General features: G+C 60.6%; 24 protein-coding genes. 16 read left to right on the top strand and 8 right to left on the bottom strand.

What is annotated here, in order from left to right; genetic code table 11:
* The first annotated feature begins 8 nt into the window (after window positions 1-8).
* From iscU to iscX, 6 genes are all read left to right on the top strand, one after another.
* Window positions 9-437, top strand: a complete 429-nt coding sequence (iscU, locus tag HB633_RS06730) for a Fe-S cluster assembly scaffold IscU (RefSeq protein WP_213777352.1) — start codon at window positions 9-11, stop codon at window positions 435-437.
* 127 nt (window positions 438-564) lie between these two features.
* Window positions 565-888, top strand: a complete 324-nt coding sequence (gene iscA, locus HB633_RS06725; RefSeq protein WP_047896463.1) for an iron-sulfur cluster assembly protein IscA — start codon at window positions 565-567, stop codon at window positions 886-888.
* Window positions 889-972: 84 nt separating this feature from the next.
* Window positions 973-1,497 (top strand): Fe-S protein assembly co-chaperone HscB, encoded by a 525-nt coding sequence (gene hscB / locus HB633_RS06720; RefSeq protein WP_213777351.1) that lies wholly within the window; start codon window positions 973-975, stop codon window positions 1,495-1,497.
* 56 nt (window positions 1,498-1,553) lie between these two features.
* On the top strand, window positions 1,554-3,419 hold the full coding sequence (hscA, locus tag HB633_RS06715) for a Fe-S protein assembly chaperone HscA (RefSeq protein WP_213777350.1): 1,866 nt from the start codon (window positions 1,554-1,556) through the stop codon (window positions 3,417-3,419).
* Window positions 3,420-3,449: 30 nt separating this feature from the next.
* On the top strand, window positions 3,450-3,791 hold the full coding sequence (fdx, locus tag HB633_RS06710) for an ISC system 2Fe-2S type ferredoxin (RefSeq protein ID WP_060816902.1): 342 nt from the start codon (window positions 3,450-3,452) through the stop codon (window positions 3,789-3,791).
* 34 nt (window positions 3,792-3,825) lie between these two features.
* Window positions 3,826-4,023 (top strand): Fe-S cluster assembly protein IscX, encoded by a 198-nt coding sequence (iscX, locus tag HB633_RS06705; RefSeq protein ID WP_213777349.1) that lies wholly within the window; start codon window positions 3,826-3,828, stop codon window positions 4,021-4,023.
* A 77-nt stretch (window positions 4,024-4,100) separates the two neighbouring features.
* Here the strand turns inward: iscX and HB633_RS06700 are convergent, their stop codons facing one another.
* The 7 genes from HB633_RS06700 to HB633_RS06670 form a co-directional block, all read right to left on the bottom strand.
* Window positions 4,101-4,817 carry a glycine zipper 2TM domain-containing protein gene (locus HB633_RS06700; RefSeq protein ID WP_213777348.1) on the bottom strand — a complete coding sequence of 239 codons (717 nt, stop codon included), beginning with the start codon at window positions 4,815-4,817 and terminating at the stop codon, window positions 4,101-4,103.
* A 303-nt stretch (window positions 4,818-5,120) separates the two neighbouring features.
* A complete protein-coding gene (gene lysS, locus HB633_RS06695; RefSeq protein WP_213777347.1) occupies window positions 5,121-6,647 on the bottom strand; it encodes a lysine--tRNA ligase in 1,527 nt (508 codons plus the stop codon).
* A gap of 138 nt (window positions 6,648-6,785) precedes the next feature.
* Window positions 6,786-7,890 (bottom strand): peptide chain release factor 2 gene (gene prfB / locus HB633_RS06690; RefSeq protein WP_213777346.1). Its coding sequence is split into 2 segments (ribosomal slippage): window positions 6,786-7,808 and window positions 7,810-7,890, totalling 1,104 coding nucleotides; the frame shifts between segments, so codons are not numbered across the junction.
* Between the two features lie 89 nt (window positions 7,891-7,979).
* Window positions 7,980-9,686, bottom strand: coding sequence for a single-stranded-DNA-specific exonuclease RecJ (gene recJ / locus HB633_RS06685; protein ID WP_213777345.1), 1,707 nt, complete (start codon window positions 9,684-9,686; stop codon window positions 7,980-7,982).
* Window positions 9,687-9,698: 12 nt separating this feature from the next.
* Window positions 9,699-10,808 carry a regulator gene (locus HB633_RS06680; RefSeq protein WP_213777344.1) on the bottom strand — a complete coding sequence of 370 codons (1,110 nt, stop codon included), beginning with the start codon at window positions 10,806-10,808 and terminating at the stop codon, window positions 9,699-9,701.
* A 44-nt stretch (window positions 10,809-10,852) separates the two neighbouring features.
* Complete coding sequence (locus tag HB633_RS06675; protein WP_213777343.1) at window positions 10,853-11,155, bottom strand: HigA family addiction module antitoxin; 303 nt, start codon at window positions 11,153-11,155, stop codon at window positions 10,853-10,855.
* Between the two features lie 15 nt (window positions 11,156-11,170).
* The gene (locus tag HB633_RS06670) at window positions 11,171-11,458 is read right to left on the bottom strand and encodes a type II toxin-antitoxin system RelE/ParE family toxin (protein WP_276572786.1); all 288 of its coding nucleotides are present in this window, start codon (window positions 11,456-11,458) and stop codon (window positions 11,171-11,173) included.
* 355 nt (window positions 11,459-11,813) lie between these two features.
* Between HB633_RS06670 and HB633_RS06665 the strand changes: the two genes are divergently transcribed.
* From HB633_RS06665 to ftsB, 10 genes are all read left to right on the top strand, one after another.
* On the top strand, window positions 11,814-13,067 hold the full coding sequence (locus tag HB633_RS06665) for a lipoprotein-releasing ABC transporter permease subunit (RefSeq protein WP_056352511.1): 1,254 nt from the start codon (window positions 11,814-11,816) through the stop codon (window positions 13,065-13,067).
* Complete coding sequence (gene lolD / locus HB633_RS06660) at window positions 13,060-13,767, top strand: lipoprotein-releasing ABC transporter ATP-binding protein LolD (protein WP_056352513.1); 708 nt, start codon at window positions 13,060-13,062, stop codon at window positions 13,765-13,767. Before HB633_RS06665 ends, lolD begins: the two co-directional genes overlap by 8 nt.
* 16 nt (window positions 13,768-13,783) lie before the next feature.
* Window positions 13,784-14,572: a TatD family hydrolase gene (locus HB633_RS06655; protein WP_213777341.1), complete on the top strand. Its 789-nt coding sequence runs from the start codon at window positions 13,784-13,786 to the stop codon at window positions 14,570-14,572.
* Window positions 14,573-14,672: 100 nt separating this feature from the next.
* Window positions 14,673-17,210 carry a DNA internalization-related competence protein ComEC/Rec2 gene (locus HB633_RS06650; RefSeq protein WP_213777340.1) on the top strand — a complete coding sequence of 846 codons (2,538 nt, stop codon included), beginning with the start codon at window positions 14,673-14,675 and terminating at the stop codon, window positions 17,208-17,210.
* 32 nt (window positions 17,211-17,242) lie between these two features.
* Window positions 17,243-18,070, top strand: coding sequence for an alpha/beta hydrolase (locus HB633_RS06645; RefSeq protein ID WP_213777339.1), 828 nt, complete (start codon window positions 17,243-17,245; stop codon window positions 18,068-18,070).
* 102 nt (window positions 18,071-18,172) lie between these two features.
* A complete protein-coding gene (locus tag HB633_RS06640; RefSeq protein WP_255580787.1) occupies window positions 18,173-19,888 on the top strand; it encodes a CTP synthase in 1,716 nt (571 codons plus the stop codon).
* The gene (gene kdsA, locus HB633_RS06635) at window positions 19,885-20,739 is read left to right on the top strand and encodes a 3-deoxy-8-phosphooctulonate synthase (protein WP_213777338.1); all 855 of its coding nucleotides are present in this window, start codon (window positions 19,885-19,887) and stop codon (window positions 20,737-20,739) included. Before HB633_RS06640 ends, kdsA begins: the two co-directional genes overlap by 4 nt.
* A 71-nt stretch (window positions 20,740-20,810) precedes the next feature.
* Window positions 20,811-21,098: a DUF1330 domain-containing protein gene (locus HB633_RS06630; protein WP_213777337.1), complete on the top strand. Its 288-nt coding sequence runs from the start codon at window positions 20,811-20,813 to the stop codon at window positions 21,096-21,098.
* Between the two features lie 80 nt (window positions 21,099-21,178).
* Window positions 21,179-22,462 (top strand): phosphopyruvate hydratase, encoded by a 1,284-nt coding sequence (gene eno, locus HB633_RS06625; protein WP_213777336.1) that lies wholly within the window; start codon window positions 21,179-21,181, stop codon window positions 22,460-22,462.
* 134 nt (window positions 22,463-22,596) lie between these two features.
* Window positions 22,597-23,052, top strand: coding sequence for a cell division protein FtsB (ftsB, locus tag HB633_RS06620; protein ID WP_213777335.1), 456 nt, complete (start codon window positions 22,597-22,599; stop codon window positions 23,050-23,052).
* Window positions 23,053-23,147: 95 nt separating this feature from the next.
* Here ftsB and HB633_RS06615 read toward each other — a convergent pair whose 3' ends face one another.
* Entirely contained in the window at window positions 23,148-23,507 is a 360-nt protein-coding gene (locus tag HB633_RS06615) for a hypothetical protein (RefSeq protein WP_213777334.1), read from the bottom strand.
* Window positions 23,508-23,594 lie beyond the last annotated feature (87 nt).

The following is a 23,594-nucleotide window of genomic DNA, read 5'->3' as shown; positions in this document are numbered from 1 at the left end:
TTTGAATCATGGCTTATAGCGACAAGGTTCTGGACCACTACGAAAACCCGCGCAATGTCGGTTCGTTCGGCAAGGACGACGACACGGTCGGCACCGGCATGGTCGGCGCGCCGGCTTGCGGCGACGTCATGAAGTTGCAGATCCGCGTGGGCGCGGACGGTGTTATCGAAGATGCGAAGTTCAAGACGTATGGCTGCGGTTCGGCTATTGCGTCCAGCTCGCTCGTGACCGAATGGGTCAAGGGCAAGACGCTGGATCAGGCGTTGACGATCAAGAACACGCACATTGCTGAAGAACTGGCTTTGCCGCCGGTGAAGATTCACTGTTCGATTCTGGCTGAAGACGCGATCAAGGCCGCTGTCGCCGATTACAAGCAACGTCACGGCGCGGGCGCTGCCGAAACGGTGCCGGCCGAAGCGAAGCAACACGCAGCGTAACCGGTTCAGGGAAGTGCGTCCGGGAACTGCGAAAGGCAGCGGGCGCGCGGGTTTTGGATTCAAGGCAAGGCTGCAGCATGCGACCGGGAGCAATCATCCGGATTCAAGCAACTGCTGATGAGAGACTATGGCAATCACGTTGACGGACAAGGCAGCACAGCACGTGCAAAAGTATCTGGTTCGACGCGGCAAGGGCGTCGGGTTGCGGCTCGGCGTGCGCACGACCGGCTGCTCGGGCCTCGCGTACAAGCTCGAGTACGTGGACGAACTCGCGCCGGAAGATCAGGTGTTCGAGTCGGCGGGCGTGAAGATCATTGTTGACCCGAAGAGCCTGGCCTATATCGATGGAACCGAGCTGGACTTTGCGCGCGAAGGGTTGAACGAAGGCTTCAAGTTCAACAACCCGAATGTGAAAGACGAGTGCGGCTGCGGCGAATCGTTTCGCGTTTAGCATCCCGGAAGAACAGCAAAGAGGCGGCGCGTGCCGCCTTTTTCTTTAGCGTCACTGCTTTTTAGTCTATTTAATCCTCCTCCCATGGCCACGCTCAACGACAGTCACTTCGACCTGTTCGACCTCCCGCCGACTTACGCCATCGATTCAATAAAGCTCGATGAGGCGTATCGAACGGTGCAGGCGCAGGTGCATCCCGACCGTTTTGCGGCCGCAGGCGACGCGCAAAAGCGCATTGCAATGCAGTGGGCCACGCGCGCGAACGAGGCGTACCAGACGCTGCGCGATCCGCTCAAACGGGCGACTTACATGCTTTCGCTGCGCGGCGTGCAGGCCGACGCCGAGAACAACACGGCGATGGAACCCGCGTTCCTGATGCAGCAGATGGAATGGCGCGAAAATATCGAAGATGCGGCGGCGGCAAGGAACGTGGGCGCGCTTGAAGCGCTGCTCGACGAGCTACGCGACCAGGAACGCATCCGCTTCGAGAAACTCGCGGCGTTGATCGACAGTCACGCCGATCAGGCTGCAAGCGAAGCCGTTCGTCAGCTGATGTTCATCGAGCGTGTGGCGAGCGAGATCGGCAACCAGATCGAAAAGCTCGACTGACCCAGACGCGCCGGCGCTGTATTAAAACCAGACGAACCAACCCCAATAGATCAACGATGGCTTTACTGCAAATTTCAGAACCCGGCATGGCTCCGGCGCCGCATCAGCGGCGCATCGCCGTGGGTATCGATCTCGGGACGACCAATTCGCTCGTCGCCGCCATGCGCAACAGTGTGGCTGAAGTGCTGCCCGACGAAGAGGGCCACTACCTGTTGCCTTCGGTGGTCCGGTATCTGGAAAAGGGTGGCCGGCGTATCGGCCGCGTTGCCAAGGAAGAAGCGGCGCTTGATCCGCGCAATACGATCGTTTCGGTGAAACGCTTCATGGGCCGCGGCAAAAGTGAAGTTGAAGGCGCGGAGAACGCGCCCTACGATTTCGTCGACGCGCCTGGCATGGTGCAGATCCGTACCATCGACGGCGTGAAAAGCCCGGTGGAAGTATCGGCGGAAATTCTGGCGACGTTGCGATATCGCGCGGAAGATTCACTCGGCGACGACCTCGTCGGCGCGGTGATCACGGTTCCGGCGTACTTCGATGAAGCCCAGCGCCAGGCCACCAAGGACGCCGCCAAACTCGCCGGTTTGAATGTGCTGCGCCTGTTGAACGAACCGACCGCCGCTGCGATCGCCTACGGGCTGGACAACGCATCGGAAGGTTTGTACGCCGTCTACGACCTTGGCGGCGGGACCTTCGACCTGTCGATTCTCAAGCTCACCAAAGGCGTTTTCGAGGTGCTCGCGGCCGGCGGCGATTCAGCGCTGGGCGGTGATGATTTCGACGCCGTGGTGTATCGCCACGTGCTGGCAAAGACCAAGGTAAAACCTGCGACGCCCGAAGACGTGCGTTTGCTTCTCGACCATGTGCGCACGGCCAAGGAAGCGTTGTCGGATGCGCCGGAAGCACGTATAGAGACTGTGTTTTCCGATGGCAAGCAAATCGACATCAAGGTCACCGGGGATGAGTTCGCCACGCTCACCGAAGCGCTGGTCGCCCGCACGCTGGCTCCGACCCGCAAGGCGCTGCGCGATGCGAAGGTCTCGGCCTCCGAGATCAAGGGCGTCGTGATGGTCGGCGGCGCAACGCGCATGCCGGTCATTCGCCGCGCGGTCGAAGAGTATTTTGGCCAGCCGCCTTTGATCAATCTCGATCCCGATCAGGTCGTGGCGCTTGGCGCCGCGATCCAGGCCGATATGCTCGCAGGCAACCGGAGCGCCGAGGGCGATGACTGGCTGCTGCTGGATGTCATTCCGCTCTCGCTTGGCGTCGAAACCATGGGCGGTCTGACGGAAAAGATCATTCCGCGCAACTCGACCATTCCGGTCGCGCGCGCGCAGGATTTCACGACATTCAAGGACGGCCAGACTGCAATGGCCATTCACGTGGTGCAAGGCGAGCGCGAACTCGTTTCCGATTGCCGGTCACTGGCGCGTTTCGAATTGCGCGGCATTCCTCCGATGGCCGCCGGCGCCGCGCGCATTCGCGTGACGTATCAGGTGGACGCCGATGGTCTGTTATCCGTGTTTGCACGCGAGCAGTTGTCGGGGGTGGAGGCGTCGGTGGTTGTAAAACCGTCCTACGGTCTCGCCGATGACGACGTCGCCCGCATGCTGGAAGAAAGCTTCACCACTGCCGAAGTCGATATGCGCGCCCGTGCGCTGCGCGAAGCGCAAGTCGATGCACAGCGTCTGGTCGAGGCATCGCAAGCGGCGTTGGGCGCGGATAGCGAATTGCTCGATGACGCCGAGCGCGTGAACATCGAAACGTTGATCGGTCAGCTCGCGACGGTCACGACCGGCGACAGCGTCGACGCTATCGAGGCGGCGACCAAGGAGCTGGCCGCAGCCACCGACGAATTCGCCGCACGCCGCATGAACAAAAGCATTCGCCGCGCACTCGCCGGCCGCAGGCTCGACGAAGTCTGAGCCCACCCTGATATAGAACGGAAAGAAGTCATGCCCCAGATCGTAGTTTTGCCCCACGTCGAGTTGTGCCCGGATGGCGCGGTGATCGACGCGGATACATCGAAGAGTATTTGTGACAACTTGCTGGATAACGGCATCGAGATCGAGCACGCGTGCGAGAAGTCGTGCGCCTGCACCACGTGCCACGTGATCATTCGCGAAGGGTTCAACGCGTTGGTGCCTTCAGAAGAGGACGAGGACGATTTGCTCGACAAGGCCTGGGGACTCGAACCGACGTCGCGGTTATCATGTCAGGCGATGGCCCCCGCCGACGAGGATCTCGTGGTCGAGATCCCGCGCTACACCATCAATCACGCTAAAGAGAATCACTGAAGCTATCAGGGACCTTGAGACAGGAGCGTTTGCCATGAAGTGGACAGATACGCAGGACATCGCGATGGCACTGACCGACGCGCATCAGAACGTCGATCCGCAGTTCGTGCGATTTACGGATTTGCATCGGTGGGTGACGGAGCTGGCCGGTTTCGACGACGACCCGGAAAAATCCAACGAAAGGATACTCGAGTCGATTCAGGCGGCGTGGATCGAGGACGCGGATTACTGAGCGGCGCTGGCGAAAAACATAGCAAAACGGCGATTCCAGAAGGAATCGCCGTTTTGCTTTTTAGCGTTGAACCAAGATCAGCCCGCAGCCAGCGTGCCGTTCTCGATGCGCACGCGTTGGCCCTGGCTGAACGGCGGCGGCTCGCGATACGTGAAGTATCGCGTCTTGCCGTTTTCCATATGCACGCGTACTGAATAATCGGTTTCGCTGCGTAGATGTTTCTCAACTGCGTTGCCGCCGAGACCGCCGCCCAACGCGCCAAGAATCGTCATGCCGGTCCGGCCGCCCCCGCGACCAAATTGATTACCGATAAGACCGCCTGCCACCGCGCCGCCCACTGCGCCGATGCCCGTGCCATGGCCTTCACGCTTCACGGCCGAGATGGCTTCGACGGTGCCGCACGTCGAGCAATACGCCGCTTGCGCAGGTTGCTGCTGCGCGTAGTTTGGCTGCTGGACGGGCTGTTGCTGTTGTTGGGCAACCTGGCGAGCCTGCTGTTCCTGCGCGGCTTGCTGTTGCTGGGCCGCTTGCTGCTGCGCGAGTTGCGCTTGCTGAGCCTGTTGCTGCGCTTGCGCTTGAGCCGCGGTGGGTGCAGCCGGCTGCGTTGCAACCTGCGCCGCTTGCGTCTGGTCATTCATCGGCGACGTGCTGGACGCTTTCGGGAAAAGGCCGGTAACGGCTGCCGTAGCCGCCAGACTCGCGATGATGACCGCGCCCGCAGCAGTGGCAACCAGCGGATGGATCTTGCGATTACGTGAATTCGGTGTGGTCATGTTGTCGTTGCTGTTATCCATTTTTGAACCTCCGTCTCAAGGCAGAGTGCGACGTTGCGGTGTTTCATGCTTCCAGTTTGCGGCGGATTGAACCGCCAGGTTTACCAATTTGTAACGTTTACATGCGACCTTTAGATGCAAGAACCGCACCGGGCTCAGGATGTGCTACGTGGCCTTGTTTTATAAGGGTTTTCAGGCATAAGAACGTTTGGGCCCCCTCGCGGCACGGGCGCCTTTTACCTAAAGTTACAAACTCGATTCGTGTTAGAACGCAAAAAAGGCGCTTTTCGCGCCTTTTTTACAAATGAGCCGTGTTGCCGGAAATCAGTCTTCCCGACGCAAATGCGGGAAGAGGATCACGTCGCGAATGCTCGGACTGTCGGTGAGCAACATCACCATTCGGTCGATACCAATCCCGCAACCGCCCGTCGGCGGCATGCCGTGTTCGAGCGCGCGAATGTAGTCGGCGTCATAGAACATGGCTTCTTCGTCGCCGGCATCTTTCTGGTCGACCTGCTTCTGGAATCGCGCGGCCTGATCTTCGGGATCGTTCAACTCGGAGAAACCGTTCGCGATTTCGCGGCCCGTGATGAACAATTCGAAGCGCTCGGTGATGCCAGGAGCCGTATCCGATGCGCGCGCCAACGGCGAAACTTCCAGCGGATAATCGACAATAAACGTCGGCTCCCACAATTGCGACTCGGCCGTCTCCTCGAACAACGCGAGTTGCAGCGCGCCCACGCCCGCATTCAGGAATTGCGGCTGAGATGCATCGACGCCGAACTTCTTGAGCTCGGCACGCAGGAACGTGGCGTCGGCCAGTTGTTCGCTCGTGTATTGCGGCGCGTATTTCTGAATCGCCTCGCAAATCGTCAACCGATGGAACGGCTTCGACAAATCCAGTTCGCGCCCTTGATACGTTATGTTCGCGGTGCCTCGGGCGTCGACGGCCGCCTGCCGTATCAGCGCTTCGGTGAAGTCCATCATCCACGTGTAATCCGTGTACGCGGCGTAGAACTCCATCATCGTGAACTCGGGGTTGTGTCGTGGCGACACACCTTCGTTACGGAAATTGCGGTTGATCTCGAATACGCGCTCGAAGCCGCCGACGACCAGGCGCTTCAAATACAACTCGGGTGCAATACGCAGGAACATCTGCATATCGAGCGCGTTGTGATGCGTGATGAACGGCTTTGCCGCGGCGCCGCCCGGAATCGGATGCAGCATCGGCGTTTCCACTTCCATGAAATCCGCCTTCGCCATGAAACTGCGGATCGACGCAAATGCCTTTGTCCGCGCGATGAACGTTTGACGGGTTTCCGGCGTCACGATCAGGTCGACATAACGCTGGCGATAGCGCATTTCCTGATCGGACAGCCCGTGGAATTTATCGGGAAGAGGGCGCAGCGACTTGGTCAGCAGGCGCAGCTCGGTGCATCGAACGGACAATTCGCCTTTGTTCGTGCGGAACAAAACACCCTTCGACGCGACGATGTCGCCCAGGTCCCATTTTTTGAACGCGTCGTAGACTTCCTGGCCGACGTCCGCCGGCGTGATGAAGAACTGGATCTGGCCGCTGCCGTCCTGCACAGTCGCAAAACTCGCCTTGCCCATCACGCGTTTAAGCATCATCCGGCCGGCGACCGCGACTTGCAGCGGCTCGGCTTCGAGCGCTTCCTTGTCTTTGTCGGCGTAATCGGCTTGCAGTGCGGCGGCTTGATGGGTCGGACGGAAGTCGTTCGGAAACGCAATACCTTGCTCGCGCAACGCACGGAGTTTGTCGCGACGCTCGGCGAGGATCTGGTTTTCTTCCAGTTCGGGAGCTGCGCCCGGCTGAGTCGGTTCGGTCATGATGTCTTCGGCGATGAATACGGTGAATGCGGCTGAATTGAGACCTGATCCGGTCGACGGCCGCAAATATCAGCGACGTCATGCTGCGGTGAATTGCTGCAGAACGTCGCTGCAAAAAATGCTTTGAGCGTGCTTTGCTTACACGCCCTGTTTCAGGCTGGCGCCGATGAAGTCATCCAGATCACCGTCGAGCACGGATTTCGTGTTGCTGATTTCCACGTTCGTGCGCAAATCCTTGATCCGGCTGTTATCGAGCACGTACGAGCGAATCTGGTGACCCCAGCCCACGTCCGTCTTGCTGTTTTCCAGGTTGTCTTTCTCGACCTGGCGCTTGCGCATTTCGAACTCGTACAGCTTGGCCTTGAGCATCATCATGGCTTCGGCGCGATTGCGGTGCTGCGAGCGGTCGTTCTGGCATTGCACGACAATGCCCGTCGGCCCGTGCGTCAAACGCACCGCGGAATCGGTCTTGTTGATGTGCTGGCCGCCGGCGCCCGACGCGCGGTACGTGTCCGTGCGAATGTCCGCCGGATTGATATCGATTTCGATGGAATCGTCGACTTCCGGATACACGAAGATCGACGAAAACGACGTATGGCGTCCACCCGATGAATCGAACGGCGACTTGCGCACGAGCCGGTGCACGCCGGTTTCCGTACGCAGGAAACCGTATGCGTATTCGCCTTCCACCTTGATGGTCGCGCTCTTGATCCCGGCCACATCGCCGTCGGATTCTTCCAGCACTTCGGTCTTGAAGCCCTTGCGCTCGCAATACCGAAGGTATTGGCGCATCAGCATGGCCGCCCAGTCGCACGCTTCGGTGCCGCCGGCGCCCGCCTGAATGTCGATAAAGCAATTGTTGGGATCGGCCGGATTCGAGAACATCCGGCGGAATTCCATGTCTTCGACGCGCTTTTGAAGCGCTGCCGCGTCCGCTTCGCACGAGACGAGCGTGTCTTCGTCGTTTTCCTCGCGCGCCATGTCGAAGAGATCCTGCGTGTCGCGCAGGTCGTTATCGAGGTCCGTGATGGTTGTCACGACGCCGTCGAGCAGCTTCTTCTCGCGCCCGAGTGCCTGGGCGTTTTTCGAGTCGTTCCAGACGTTCGGGTCTTCAAGTACTCGATTTACTTCGTCGAGGCGAAGAGCCTTGGCGTCGTAGTCAAAGATACCCCCGGAGCTCGCCGGCGCGGTGGCGCAGGTCGGCGAGGAGGTTCTCGATTGCGTTTAGACGTTCCGCTTCCATTTGATCGTTTTCAGGTTTTTTGGCTAAGAGGGAAATTATAACTTAGCGGGAAAGCTCGCTGGGCGCGTCGAAGGCCCGGCGAATGTGTTTCATCCCAGCGCGTGCTCCACGATCATTTGCACGCGCGCAACGCCGTTCCAGGTATCGGAAACCAGCCGGTACGCCACCACCGTGCGATTCGGCAACGTGTCCGTGTGATTGAACCAGATGGCGTTGAAGCGCTGCTGGCCGCGCCGCAATTGCAGTTTCAGATGCTTGTCCTTCACCAGCGCCTGCGATGCCACTTCGAATTCGCCGGAGAAAACCGGTGCTGGAAAGCCCTGGCCCCAGACGGCGTTATCGATCAGTTCGACGAATTGCGGCGTGAAATAGGCGTCCTCGAGCTCGCCGTCGGTTTCAACCACCCGCGATAAAGCGTCCTTTGTCAGCCATTCGCGTCCGACCGCTTCGAACGCGGCGGTGAAGCGCGGAATATCGGCGGTGACGATCGTCATTCCCGCAGCCATCGCGTGGCCGCCGAATTTCACGATCATTCCCGGTTCGCGCTTCGAAATCAGGTCCACCGCGTCGCGCAGATGAAAACCGGGAATGGAACGCCCCGACCCCTTCGATAAAACCCCGCTGTCATCCGCGTGCGCAAAAGTGAACGACGGCCGATGAAATTTCTCCTTCAAACGCCCCGCGACAATCCCGATCACGCCCTGATGCCACGCGGGATTGAACAGCGTCAGCGTCGCGGAATCGGCCGGATCGATGTTCGCCAGTTCTTCCAGCGCCTGTTCCTGCATCCCGGCTTCGATTTCGCGCCGCTCGCGGTTGATTCCATCAAGTTGCTGCGCGAGTTCCCACGCGCGGCCGATGTCGTCGGTAATCAGGCATTCAATGCCCAGCGACATATCCGACAATCGTCCGGCTGCGTTCAGCCGCGGCCCGAGCGCAAAACCGAGATCGAAGCCGGATGCGACACGCGCGTCGCGGGCCGCCGCACGAAACAGCGCCGCGATGCCCGGCTGCATGCGTCCCGCGCGAATCCGCTTCAAGCCCTGCGCAACGAGAATGCGGTTATTCGGATCGAGCTTGACCACGTCGGCGACGGTTCCGAGCGCCACCAGATCGAGCAGGCCGTCAAGACGTGGTTCAGGCATTGAATCGGTGAAAGCGTTGCGGCGCCGTAGTTCTGCCCGCAATGCCAGCAGCACATAGAAAATCACGCCGACGCCCGCGATGCACTTGCTCGGAAAGTCGCAGCCCGGCTGATTTGGATTCACGATTGCGCGCGCCGGTGGCAAGTCGTCGCCGGGCAGATGGTGATCGGTGACAAGCACATCGATACCCAGCGCATTTGCCGCTTCCACGCCATCCACGCTGGCAATGCCGTTATCGACCGTAATCAGCAGGTCGGGCTTGCCGCCCGCGCGACCGGCTGCCAGCGCAACGATCTCGGGCGTCAACCCATAACCGTATTCGAAACGATTCGGCACCAGATAGTCGATCTGCGCACCGAACATCCGCAAGCCGCGCACGGCCACTGCGCAGGCGGTCGCGCCGTCGCAATCGTAGTCGGCGACGACCAGCATCCGGCGTTTCGACGCGAGTGCATCGGCAAGAACGACGGCCGCTTCGTCGCATCCCTTGAGCCCGACGGGTGCATGCAACTTCTTCAGCTCCGTTTCGATCTCGTCCGGCGAACACACGCCGCGCGCCGCGTAAAGCCGCGCGATAACCGGATGAACGCCGTGACGCACGAGAACGGCGGCGTCGGCGGGAGAGGGGGCGCGAGTAACGATTCGAGTCATTCGTTCCAACTTCTATTCGATGAGCAGCGCGGCGATCGGGCGTCGCCGCCAGAATTTGCGCAACGCGCCGCGTGTAATGGTCAGTGATACCGAGCCGGTATCGCTGCACAAAGTAAGCCGCAACGTGTCGAGCGTGCCGTCTTCGAGCGCCGCGAGCGCGGGCGCGAACCAGTCGCGCTCAAGCATGCCGAGCGCCTCGTTCCATCGCGCCCAGTCCTGCTCGATGAACGGCGCCGAGAACGGATCGAGTTCGATCAGTGTGCGGCCATCGGCTTGATTTTGGTCAGCTGCGAGAGCCTCGAACGATGCCGGCGGCGCTTGCGGAACGAGATCGGCGGCGAGCGCAAGGCCACGCGTAGCCGCTGCGCTCGACATCACCCGCGCAAAGGGACTCGTCACGCTGCGCATGGCGCCCTGTGCGTGCAGCCAGATCGAGTTGATCGCGGGCAGGCCGCGCATTTCGCGCGCTTCGTTGAGCGGATGTTCGAACCACGCCATCTGCACTTCGTTCTGCAATTTCATCCATGCCCGCGAGCGTTCGCCCGTGCCAGCTTCGTGCGGCAGCCAGATTTCGATGTTGCGGCCGCTCGCCCGTAACGGCGACGCGCCGGCGAGCGTGCCGAGACTCTCTCCCGTGACGTACCAGCGAACGGGTTGAGGCGCCTGGATCGCGAGGCCGAGGTCTTCTATCAGCGGCTTGACGACATCGAAAAGCGTGCGCGCTTCCTGATCTTCCACGCCGAGCGTCGCCGGATCGATCAGCACCAGATGGTCGCGCGCAATACGAACGTGGACCGGCTCGACGCATGCCCACGTGGCGTCGCCCGGGGTACCGCCGTCGGCGAGCAGCATGTAGGGCGCGAGCGGCGCTTCGTCGGCGGCTTGCTTTGAGGATTCGTTCACCAAGCCGAACTGCCGCGCGATCCAGCGCTCATGTGGAAGGGTGCGCTGGAAATCCTCGCCGATAACGCGTTCATCGAGCGTTGCGCGGGCAAGCAGCCGATCGAGCGCAGGGCGGGCGAGTGTATGCAGCGCGGTTGCGGCGTCCGCAGCCGACGGCAGCGCGAACGGAAGAAGGAGATGGAGATCGTGGAGCTTGGGCGTAGGCATGATGCTGGGCATTGTATGGCAAAGGGCCCGACGCTTCCTTCGCTCGCCCCGGTGCGTCAGGGGCGGGTCAGCTCGCGCGGTTCGACCTTGCGATCGATTTCGCTGCGCGTTGGCAGCGTCTTGAGGTCAAACATGGCCTGCAGATTCAACCAGAATTCAGGCGTGGTGTCGAAGTAGCGCGCGAGACGATAAGCCGTATCCGCCGTGATGCCGCGACGTTCCTTCACGATCTCGTGCAGCCTCGTTGCCGGCACGTTGAGCGCCAGTGAGAGCGCGTTCACGCTCATTTCCAGCGGTACCAGATAATCTTCGCGGAGAATTTCTCCCGGATGAACTGCGCGCATTCCATTTTTGGACATGGTGAATCAACCTGCTCAGTGATAATCAATGATTTCGACGTCGACCGGACCTTTCGTCGTCCATTTGAAACAAACGCGCCACTGGCTGTTGATGCGGATGCTCAGCTGACCGCGGCGGTCGCCTGAGAGCCGTTCAAGGCAGTTGCCGGGTGGCGATTTCAGGTCGCGCAGCTCGTGCGAAGCGTCCAGAGCCGAGAGCCTCCGGGTTGCGACATCCGCAATTGCCTGAAACCGCTTCGGCGTTTGGCCCTCGTACAGCGCTTGCGTGTCCTTGCATCGGAACGTTTGAATCATTATGTTCATCGTATTACGTTTTGCGTAATACGTAAAGAGTTAAATTGGTAGACGCGCCCAAGGGATAAAGCGGAGCAGGGCGCTCGCCGAGTATGACCTGCGCTTGCGCTTCGGAAAATCGGCCGAATGGCCTGTGGAGTGCGTTTTGCGGGCGTTTTTTGCTATGCAAGGTCCCCGCCGTTAAAGGGACGCTTAAGCATTGTGTGGCAAACTTCGCGCTTGATCGGACGCGCGAGTGTGCGTCCAGGTCGTATCGGATTGAACGGAACAGCTATAAAAACGGCGCAAGTCGCACGGGACGCTTATCCGTGCTCCAAATGCGCGATGGACTGATCGAAGAACGTTAGACGCTGAAAGGAATCGCTTGAAACTTCCCTATGAATGGCAGATCGGCTGGCGCTACACCCGCGCCGGCAAACGCACTACCGGCAACGGATTCATCTCGTTCATCGCGCTGGTATCGATGTCCGGCATCGCGCTCGGCGTGGCCGCGCTGATTGTGGTGCTGTCGGTAATGAACGGCTTTCAGAAAGAGGTCCGCGACCGCATGTTGTCAGTGCTCGCGCACGTCGAAATCTTTTCGCCGACCGGGTCCATGCCCAACTGGCAATTGACCGCGCAGCAAGCACGCAAGAATCCGGAAGTGATCGGGGCTGCCCCTTACGTGGATGCACAAGCGCTGCTCACGCGGCAAGGCGCTGTCAGCGGCGTCGCGTTGCGCGGCGTTGAGCCGACGCTCGAACCGCAAGTGTCCGATATCGGCAAGGAGATGAAGGGCGGCAAGCTCACCGATCTCGTGCCGGGCGGATTCGGCATCGTGCTGGGACGGGATCTTGCAAGCAACCTTGGCGTAGGTACGGGCGACAAGATCACGCTCGTTGCGCCCGAAGGGACCATCACGCCGGCAGGCATGTTGCCAAGGCTCAAGCAATTCACGGTCGTCGGCGTGTTCGAGTCGGGGCATTACGAATACGACTCCACGCTAGCGCTCATTTCCATCTCCGACGCGCAAGCGCTCTTCCGCTTGCCCGCGCCAACGGGCGTGCGGCTGAAGCTCAAGGATATGCAACGCGCGCCGGAAGTCGCGCGGCAGCTTTCGCGGACGCTTTCCGGTGACCTTTATATCCGCGACTGGACGCAGCAGAACAAGACGTGGTTCTCGGCCGTGCAGATCGAAAAACGCATGATGTTCATCATCCTGACGTTGATCATTGCGGTCGCGGCGTTCAACCTGGTTTCGTCGCTGGTGATGACCGTGACCGATAAGCAAGCGGATATCGCCATCCTGCGCACGCTCGGCGCGCAGCCCGGGTCCATCATGAAAATCTTCGTGATCCAGGGCGTGACGATCGGGTTTATCGGTACGGCCATTGGCGTGACGCTCGGATGCCTTATAGCGTGGAGCATTCCGTGGCTCGTGCCGGGGATCGAACATCTTTTTGGCGTGCAGTTCCTGCCGCCGTCGGTGTATTTCATCAGCGAACTGCCGTCCGAACTCGTCCCCGCCGACGTGATCCGGATCGGTTTGATCGCGTTCGTATTGTCATCGCTCGCCACGCTCTATCCGAGCTGGCGCGGCGCGAAGGTCCGTCCGGCGGAGGCGTTGCGGTATGAGTGATGTGTCGAACAATATCGTGCTGGAAGCGTCGGCGATTTCGAAGACGTTCGTGCAGGGCGGCTTCAACGTGCAAGTACTGGATAACGCCGAATTGCAGGTGCGCCGCGGCGAAAAGCTGGCGATCGTCGGCGCGTCGGGATCGGGTAAAAGCACCTTGCTTCACGTGCTCGGCGGTCTCGATGAACCCAGCGCCGGCAAGGTTTCGCTACTTGGCAAGCCCTTCACCGCGCTGCGCGAACGCGAGCGCAACGAACTGCGCAACAAGGCGCTCGGGTTCGTGTACCAGTTCCATCATCTGCTGGCGGAATTCAGCGCGCTCGATAACGTCGCCATGCCGCTGCGCATTCGCCGCATGACCGAAGCCGATGCACGCAAGCAGGCGATGGACATGCTGGAGCGTGTGGGCATCGGGCATCGCGCGAAACATCGGCCGGGTGAATTGTCGGGCGGCGAGCGCCAGCGTGTGGCTATCGCGCGCGCGCTGGTGACGCACCCGGCCTGCGTACTCGCCGACGAACCCACCGGCAACCTCGACGGCGGCACGGCGGACACCGTGTTCAACCTGATGCTGGAGTTGTCGCAAACGCTGGAAACGAGCTTCGTGATCGTCACCCATGATCCTGATCTCGCTGCGCGTTGCGACCGGATCATGCGCCTGCGTGACGGCGTGTTGTTCGAGGAGCCGGTCGTACCCGTCTAGTTGTGCTGGAGGCATCATGTGGATCGATACGCACTGCCATCTGGATGCTTCGGAGTTCGATGCCGACCGCGATGACGTCGCGGCTGCGGCGTTGAAAGAGGGCGTCAAGCGCATCGTGATTCCGGGCGTCGAGCGCCAGAACTTCGATACGGTGCGAGAGCTTGCGCATCGTATTGAAGGCGGTGCTTATACGCTCGGCATCCATCCGCTTTTCACGCCGCGTGCGCAGGATGACGACCTGCGCGTGTTACGCGAGCAGATCGCGGCGAGCATGGATGACCCGCGGTTCGTGGGTATTGGAGAAATCGGGTTGGATTACTTCGTTCCAGGCCTCGACGACGCCCGCCAGACTTTTTTCTATTACGAGCAGCTCAAGATTGCGCGCGACTTCGATTTGCCCGTCATTTGCCACGTGCGTAAGTCGCAGGACAAGGTGCTCAAAGGGCTGCGGGTGCATGGCGTGAAGATTGGCATTGCGCATGCGTTCAACGGCAGTTTTCAGCAGGCCGAGGCGTTCATCTCGCATGGCATGCGGCTTGGCTTTGGCGGGAATCTCACGTTCGAACGCGCCCGGCAGATACGCAGGCTTGCCGCCGATTTGCCGCTCGATGCAATCGTGCTCGAAACCGATGCGCCGGATATCGCGCCTTCCTGGTTGTACAAACATCGTAACGCGCCGGATCAGGTCGCCGGTATTGCCCGCGTGCTCGCTGAACTGCGCAGCGTTAGCGAAGAAACGCTTTCCATAGGCACAACGGCTAACGCGCACGCTGCGCTGCCACGGCTCGCACTTATCTCAGCATAATCAGTTCCTCTTGATGGTTCGATTGCAGGCATTGGAGAGAAGCGGTTCTCTTCGATGAGTACGCGTTCGCGTCGAGTTTTGAGGAGCGGACGTGCGGGGAATGTTGATTGGATTTGCGCTGGGAATCGTGTGGCTGCAACAGCAGGCTGCGTTGCCGGGCGTGTTGGTCATCTGTGCCTTTTTGTGTGTGTTTGCCTGCTGCTGCACGCTCGCGTGTTGGGTGCCACGCTGGCGCAACGCTTCTCTGGCATGCGCTGTCTTTGTTGTGGGCTTCGGTTATGCCGCGTGGCGAGCCGAAACCCGGTTGCAATACGCGTTGCCCGCGGCGTTTGAGAGCCGCAATATCGAGTTGACTGGCTTTGTGCGTGGCCTCCCGCTGCAAGGGGAAGACGGAACGCGTTTTCTCTTCGAAGTCGAATCGAACGAGGCAGGAATAGCCAAGTTTCCGCGCGTCGTGCAGTTGTCGTGGATGGCCGTCGATGCATCGAAGCGCGGGCCTGCCGCGGCCCCGCCTCCGCCGCTTTGGGCCGGGCAGCGCTGGACTTTGGTCGCCCGGCTGAAACGCCCGCACGGGAACGCCAATTTCCGTGGTCGCGATGCCGAAGCCGCGCTGCTCGCCCGCAACATTCGCGCGACAGGTTATGTATCGATGCCTGAATCGGCTCGACGCATGCCCGCTGATGCACACGGTTTCGCGCTGACGATCGACCGCTGGCGTGCGCGCTTGCGTGAACGGGTGTTGCGCGCACTCGCTGGCGCGCCGCATCGCGGAATCGTGGTCGCGCTTGCGGTCGGCGCGCAAGACGTGGTCAGCGACGCTGACTGCGCCTTGTTGCGCGCGACAGGCACGAGTCATCTGGTGGCGATCTCCGGGCTGCACATCGGCTTTGTTGCGGGGCTTGCGGCATTGATCGGCGGATGGTTCTGGAGACGCCTGCGATGGGGCGGCATGCCGCTGCCATTGATCGTATCGGCGCAGAAGGCGTCGGCGGCCACGGCGGCGGCGTTTGCGGCCTTCTATGCCGCGCTCGCAGGGTTCAATGTCCCGGCGCAACGGTCGATGTGGATGCTCTGTTTCGTCGCGCTTGCGGTTTTGAGCGGGCGCAGGCCCACTTCTTCGCTGGTGCTTGTGTGGGCGTTGGGGCTCGTGTTGCTGCTCGATCCTTGGGCGGTCACGGCGGCGGGATTCTGGCTGTCGTTTTGCGCGGTGGCCGCGATCCTGTTCGCGATTGCATCGAGAGGAAGGCGGGCGTCGATCGGAATCGCGGACGAGGTCGAGCTGAAACGCGACGAGGACCTGATTCCCGATATTCCGCATGATCTGCCGCGTGCGCGCAGGCTTGTGCGCGACCGGATCGGCGATGCCCTCCGCCGGTCCACCGTTCGTTCGAAGTCTTGGCTCAAACGTATGGCGCGCAACATCGGCCGCCGGATCGCTGCAAGTGCGCGCGTGCAGTACGCCATCACCATCGGGCTCGCGCCGCTCACGGCGTATTGGTTTTTTCAGATTCCGTTGCTCGGTCCGCTTGCCAACGCGTTTGCAATTCCATGGATCAGTTTTCTGGTCACGCCAACGGTACTGGCCGCCGTCTTGCTGCCCGCCCCATTCGATCAACTTGCTTATCGCGCGGCTCACGGCCTCCTGACGCTCATGTGCGACGTGCTCACGCACATGTCCGGTCCGGCGTGGACGCTGTGGCGTCTGCCGCAACCCGACGGCTTCGCAATGACCGCTGCCGTATTCGGCGTGATCTGGGCCCTGGCTCCGCGCGGCTGGCCCTTGCGCTTCGCCGCGCCGTTGACATGGTTGCCGCTGGTGTTTCCTGCGTCGCACGCGCCACCGAATGGAGCATTCCGTGTCACGGCATTGGATATTGGACAGGGTTCGTCGTTGCTCGTGGAGACCTCACGTCACACCTTGCTTTTCGATGCCGGCCCGGGCCCGGAATCCACGCGCGCCGGCGAGCGGCTCGTCGTGCCCTATCTCTTCGCGCATGGCGTCTCCACGCTCGATACCCTGATGATCAGCCACTCAGATTCCGATCATTCCGGCGGCGCGCCCGCTGTGCTGGAGAACATCCGGGTGCGTCAGTTCGCGGCGTCGATGCGGCCTCATGAAGCTTTATGGCAGATCGCTCGCGGGCAGAGCAGCGATTCCCTGCGATGCAGCGCGGGCCAGCAATGGCTGTGGGACGGCGTGGTCTTCACCGTGCTATGGCCGCAAGCAGGACCGCTTGCTGGAAAACCAAATGCAACCTCGTGCGTGTTGAAGATCACGAGCGCGGCGGGGCGCTCGGCGTTGCTTGCCGCGGATATCGAAGCGGACGTCGAACGTCAGTTATTGAAACGAGATCGCGCGTTGCTGCGGGCAGATGTGTTGATCGTGCCGCATCACGGCAGCAAGACGTCGTCTACCGAGCCTTTCCTCGACGCCATCGAGCCGCGCGTGGCCGTATTTCAGGTAGGCTACCGCAACCGTTTCAACCATCCGAATCCGACGGTGTTCGAGCGGTACCGGCTGCGTCATATCGAGTTGTCTCGCAGCGACGAAGACGGCGCCGCGCGCATGGAGGTATCGGCGGATGTTTCCATCGAACGGTTCCGGCAAACGCACGCACGCTACTGGATGGGCCGGTAATACAAGAAGAGAAACGAAAGAGGACACGACGCTTGAAAGACATCCTGCATTTTTCGCACGCGAACGGGTTTCCGGCGTCGACCTACCGGACGATCTTCGCCGAACTCGCCGACGACTACGAGATTCGCGCGGTCGAACGCTTCGGCCACAATCCGCGCTTGCCGGTCACGCGCGACTGGCCGCACCTCGTGGACGAACTGCTCGAAGACATCGACTCGACCCGTCCTCACGACGCAAAAGTCTGGCTCGTCGGGCATTCGCTGGGCGGGTATCTGTCGTTGATGGCGGCGCTCAAGCGGCCGCACTGGGTGAAGGGCGTCGTGATGCTGGATTCGCCCGTGATTGCGGGCTGGCGCAGCCATTTGCTGCGGATCTCCCAATGGACCGGGCTCGACACCCGCTTGTCGCCCGCCGCCGCCACGAAGAACCGCCGCACGCACTGGCCGAGCCGCGATGATGCGTGGCGGCACTTTCACGCAAAAAGCGCGTTTGCACGCTGGGACGAGCGGATGTTGTCCGATTACATCGACTTTGGTATTCCGCCCGACAAGGAGGTTTCCGCCTCATCGGGCAGTCCGCGCAAACTCGCGTTTGACCGCGAAGTGGAGTTTCGCATCTACAAGACCCTGCCGCGGACGTTGGGCGCCCGGGTTGCGCACGGCGTGCCGGTGCCGGTCGGGTTTATCGCGGGGACGCATTCGCGCGAGGTAAGGCAAGTGGGGCTCGATATGACGCGGCGGATCGTGGGTGAGCATCTTGAGTGGATAGAAGGCAGTCATCTGTTCCCAATGGAGCGTCCCGTGGAAACCGCGCGCGCATTGCAACGCGTGCTTAACGTTCTGCGCCGTGACCACATTTAATTCACGCGTAAATATGCGTCGCGCAATGCAAATCGGGCCTCCCGGCTCTGGGTTCCGAGGCGCCTTTCGGGTATAATCCGTTTTTCCCGCGAGCACCTAGCGATGACCAAATATGTATTCGTCACCGGCGGCGTAGTGTCTTCCCTCGGCAAGGGTATTGCCGCCGCTTCCCTCGCCGCGATCCTCGAATCGCGCGGTCTGAAAGTCACCCTCCTCAAGCTCGATCCCTACATCAATGTCGACCCCGGCACGATGAGCCCGTTTCAGCACGGGGAAGTGTTCGTGACGGAAGACGGAGCGGAAACGGACCTCGACCTCGGCCATTACGAGCGCTTCATCAGCACGAAGATGCGCAAGGCCAACAACTTCACGACGGGCCAGATCTATGAGTCGGTGATCCGCAAGGAACGCCGGGGCGAGTATCTCGGCAAGACCGTTCAGGTCATTCCGCATATCACCAACGAAATTCAGGCGTTCCTGCAGCGCGGCGCGGCTGCCGCCACGTGTGGCGAGCCGGATGTGGCTATCGTAGAAATTGGCGGGACGGTGGGCGATATCGAATCGTTGCCGTTCCTGGAAGCCGCTCGCCAGATGAGCCTGCGCTTGGGGCGCAACAGCGCTTGCTTCGTGCACTTGACGCTCGTGCCGTATATCGCCACGGCGGGTGAGCTCAAGACCAAACCCACGCAGCACAGCGTGCAGAAGCTGCGCGAGATCGGTATCTCGCCGCACGTGTTGCTGTGCCGCGCGGATCGTCCGATTCCTTTGGACGAATGCCAGAAGATTTCGCTTTTCTCGAATGTGCCGGAAGACGCGGTCATCTCGGTGTGGGACGTGGACAGCATCTACAAGATTCCGCAGATGCTGCACGACCAGGGCCTCGACAACATCATCTGCGAAGAACTCAAGCTCGAAGCAAAACCCGCTGACCTGACCATGTGGGCGGGCCTCGTGCAGAAGCTCGAGAATCCGCAGAGTGAAGTCACCATCGGCATGGTCGGCAAGTATGTGGAACTGACCGAGTCGTACAAGTCGCTGATCGAGGCGCTGAAACACGCGTCTATTCACACGTCGACGAAGGTCAACATCGAATACATCGATTCCGAACAGATCGATACCGACGGCGTGGACGCATTGAAACATCTCGACGCTGTACTGGTGCCGGGTGGTTTCGGCGCACGCGGCACCGAAGGCAAGATCAAGGCAATCCGCTACGCACGCGAATCGAAGACGCCGTACCTCGGCATCTGTCTCGGCATGCAACTCGCCGTGATCGAATTCGCGCGCGACGTGGCCGGCCTGTCGGACGCAAACAGCACGGAATTCGATACATCGACCACGAACCCGGTCGTGGCGCTCATCACCGAATGGTATGACCGCGCCGGCCGCGTAGAAAAGCGTACGGAAGAGTCGGATCTTGGCGGCACCATGCGCCTCGGTTCACAAAAATGTCCGATCAAGCCGGGCACGATGGCGGCTCGTATCTACGGGACGGATGTGAACGAGCGCCATCGGCATCGTTACGAAGTGAATAACCGCTTCGTGCCGCAACTCGAAGCGGGCGGCCTCGTGATCAGCGCGCGTACGCCGAGTGAAGACTTGCCGGAAATGATGGAGCTGCCGGAATCCATGCACCCGTGGTTTGTCGGTGTGCAGTTTCACCCGGAGTTCACGTCGTCGCCGCGCGATGGTCATCCGCTCTTCAAGGAGTTCGTTGAAGCGGCGCGGGCGCATCATCAGGCGCTTGGCGCAAACGGTCATGCTGCCGCCAGCGATCCGGCGCCAGCCGTTGCAGTTTCTGTCGGAGCGCAAGCATGAAGCTGTGTGATTTCGAGGTCGGTCTCGACCAGCCGTTCTTCCTGATTGCGGGCACGTGCGTGGTCGAGTCCGAGCAAATGACGATCGACGTTGCCGGCCGGCTGAAGGAAATCTGCGCCAAGGTCGGCGTGCCGTTCATCTATAAATCGTCGTACGACAAGGCCAATCGCAGTTCCGGCAAGTCGTTCCGGGGTCTGGGCATGGACGAAGGCCTGCGGATTCTTGGCGAAGTCAAGAAGCAACTCGGCCTGCCCGTTCTCACCGACGTTCACTCGGAACATGAGATTGAAGCGGTGGCATCGGTGGTCGACGTGCTGCAAACGCCGGCGTTCCTGTGCCGCCAGACCGACTTCATTCACGCATGCGCGCGCTCGGGCAAACCGGTCAACATCAAGAAGGGCCAGTTTCTCGCGCCGCACGACATGAAGAATGTCATCGACAAAGCCCGCGACGCCGCGCGCGAAGCTGGTTTGTCCGACGACCGTTTCATGGCCTGCGAACGCGGTGTGTCGTTTGGTTATAACAACCTGGTTTCCGATATGCGCTCGCTTGCGATCATGCGGGAAACCAACGCGCCGGTCGTTTTCGACGCCACGCATTCCGTGCAGTTGCCGGGCGGGCAGGGCGCGAGTTCCGGCGGTCAGCGCGAATTCGTACCGGTGCTGGCGCGCGCGGCAGTCGCCACGGGCGTTTCCGGTCTCTTCATGGAAACACATCCGGACCCGGCGAACGCCAAGTCCGATGGCCCGAACGCCGTGCCGCTGCACAGAATGGAAGCGCTGCTGGAAACGCTCGTTGCGCTGGATCGGGCCGTGAAAAGCGGTCCGTTTCTCGAGAACGATTTCAGCTAAAAGAACAAGGCCCGGGCGCCGCGCTTGAGTAGTCAGGCGTGGCGCCCGTGTCGCATCGGGAGGAGAGGGAAATGGCAAAAGGCTATGTAATCGTGAACGCCAACGTCACGGACCCGGAGAAATATGCGGCGTACCGGCCGCTGGCAGCCGCGGCAATCGAAGCATTTGGCGGCCGCTATCTCGCTCGCGGCGGTAAAAGCGAAACCCTCGAAGGCTCGTTGCTCCCGCGCGGTGTCGTGATCGAATTCGACGACTACGAGACCGCAGTCAAGTGGTACAACTCAGCCGGGTATGAAGCGGCGCGAAGCGTGCGAGACGGCGCAGCCGAGATGCACATGATGGTCGTGGAAGGCGTATAGGCCTCTCGCTCAAGCCCGCGCAAGATCTTCAAACCCGAACTGCTGTCAGACCTGATTCATCGTCATTTCTTGAGGAAACCATGAGTGCCATCGTAGATATCATCGGTCGCGAGATTCTCGACTCGCGCGGCAACCCCACCGTCGAATGCGACGTTTTGCTGGAATCGGGCACGATGGGCCGCGCTGCGGTGCCGTCGGGCGCATCGACCGGATCGCGCGAAGCAATCGAACTGCGCGACGGCGAAGCCGGCCGCTACGGCGGCAAGGGCGTGCTGAAGGCAGTCGAGCACATCAATACCGAAATCTCCGAAGCCATCATGGGCCTCGATGCATCGGAACAGGCGTTTTTGGACAAGACCCTGCTCGAACTCGACGGCACCGACAACAAGTCGCGCCTTGGCGCCAACGCCATGCTGGCCGTTTCCATGGCGGTGGCGAAAGCCGCGGCCGAAGAAGCCGGCTTGCCGCTGTACCGTTATTTCGGCGGATCGGGCGCCATGCAGTTGCCGGTTCCCATGATGAACATCGTGAACGGCGGCGCGCACGCGAACAACAGCCTGGACATCCAGGAATTCATGATCGTGCCGGTCAGCCAGCCGACGTTCCGCGAAGCGTTGCGTTGCGGCGCGGAAGTGTTTCACGCGCTCAAGAAGATCCTGAGCGACCGCGGCATGAGCACGGCCGTGGGCGACGAAGGTGGATTTGCTCCGAACTTCGGCAGCAACGACGAGTGCCTGTCGACCATCGTTCAGGCAATCGAAAAGGCGGGTTATCGCGCAGGTGAAGACGTTCTGCTGGCACTGGACTGCGCCGCGAGCGAGTTTTATCACGATGGCAAATATCAACTCGCGGGCGAAGGCCTGCAGTTGTCGTCGACTGAATTCGCCGATTATCTCGCTACGCTCGCCGACAAATTCCCGATCGTGTCGATTGAAGACGGCATGCACGAAGGCGACTGGGACGGCTGGAAGATCCTCACCGACAAACTCGGCAAGAAGATCCAACTCGTGGGCGACGACTTGTTCGTCACGAACACGCGCATTCTGAAGGAAGGCATCGAAAAGGGCATTGCCAATTCGATCCTGATCAAGATCAACCAGATCGGTACGCTGACAGAAACTTTTGCAGCAATCGAAATGGCGAAGCGCGCGGGTTACACTGCCGTTATCTCGCATCGTTCGGGCGAAACGGAAGATTCGACGATTGCAGACATTGCGGTCGGCCTGAATGCCGGTCAGATCAAGACGGGTTCGTTGTCGCGTAGCGACCGGATTTCGAAGTACAACCAGTTGCTGCGCATTGAAGAAGATCTCGGCGATATCGCCAGCTATCCGGGCAAGTCGGCCTTCTACAATTTGCGTTGAAGCTAAAGCTTTCGTCCAAACGGACGTTAGTTCGATGTAGCCGATTGATTCAGTCCGCCGCCCCGTGTTCCAGCGAACCCGGGGCGGCGCCGAAATACAAGTTGAAGTTTCAGCGTTTTTCTCTCGCCTCTTAAATGCGGATTGTCACCTTTGTCCTGATCCTGCTGCTGGCGATGATCCAGTATCCGCTGTGGTGGGGGCACGGTGGCTGGCTGCGTGTTCACGAACTGCAGCAGCAACTGGTCAATCAAACGAAGAAAAATGCGGACTTGAAGCTGCGCAATGAACGCGTGCAGGGCGAGGTTGCAGATTTGCAGGGCGGCACGGCGGCGGTCGAAGAACGCGCACGCTACGAAATGGGCATGATGAAGGACAGCGAGGTATTCGTGCAGTTTGTCTCGCCGAATTCCGCCGCGCCGGCTAACTCGGTAAATGCGCAATCGAGCGCGTCCACGCGAGGGCAGGTATCCGCTGCGCCGTTGCGTGTGGTTCCTAATCCGGTGTCGAAATCAAAGGAAGAGCGCCGTGCGTTCGAGCGCCAGGCGACCAAAGAAAAGCAGGACGCCGCGAAGAAGAAGGCGGGTGGCTGAGACATAGGCCTGAATCGATCAAAAGAATAGAAAAAGCCGTTCAACACGAGTTGAACGGCTTTTTTACAATGCGGCACGGGGATCAACCGTTCAGGCTACCAGTAATACCCCGGGTAGCCGACACCAATACCCGTTCCCCATCTGTTACCCCATCCGCCGCTTGAATATCCGCCGTACACCGTTACAGGCGGTCGATAGTACTGTGAGTATGCCTGGGCCGCTGCCTCTGCTGCCATCGCTTGTTGCTGCTCGGCGAGCACCTGCCGGTCGATCTGGTTGTAGCGTTGTTGCTCTTCCGTCGAGAGCGGCTGAGCCGCCTGATTCTGCGCGGCGGGCAAACGGCTATAAACCGGTGACGGTCCCGGCGGATCCATCATGCACCCACCGAGCGTGAGCAGCGTTGCGCCGCATACCGCGACGGCCAGTTTCTTCGGTAAACATCCAAAGGGTTTCATGTCGACCTCCAGCGGGCCGGGCTACTAATCGGACAGGGATGATGCCACGCCGGGGAGCACCGAAGCGCTATACCGCGACGTCTTGTT

Source organism: Caballeronia sp. dw_276 (assembly GCF_018449635.1).
Taxonomy (GTDB): Bacteria; Pseudomonadota; Gammaproteobacteria; order Burkholderiales; family Burkholderiaceae; genus Caballeronia.
Note: the sequence above shows the minus strand (reverse complement) of the source record. Positions and strands in the feature narration are given on the sequence as shown.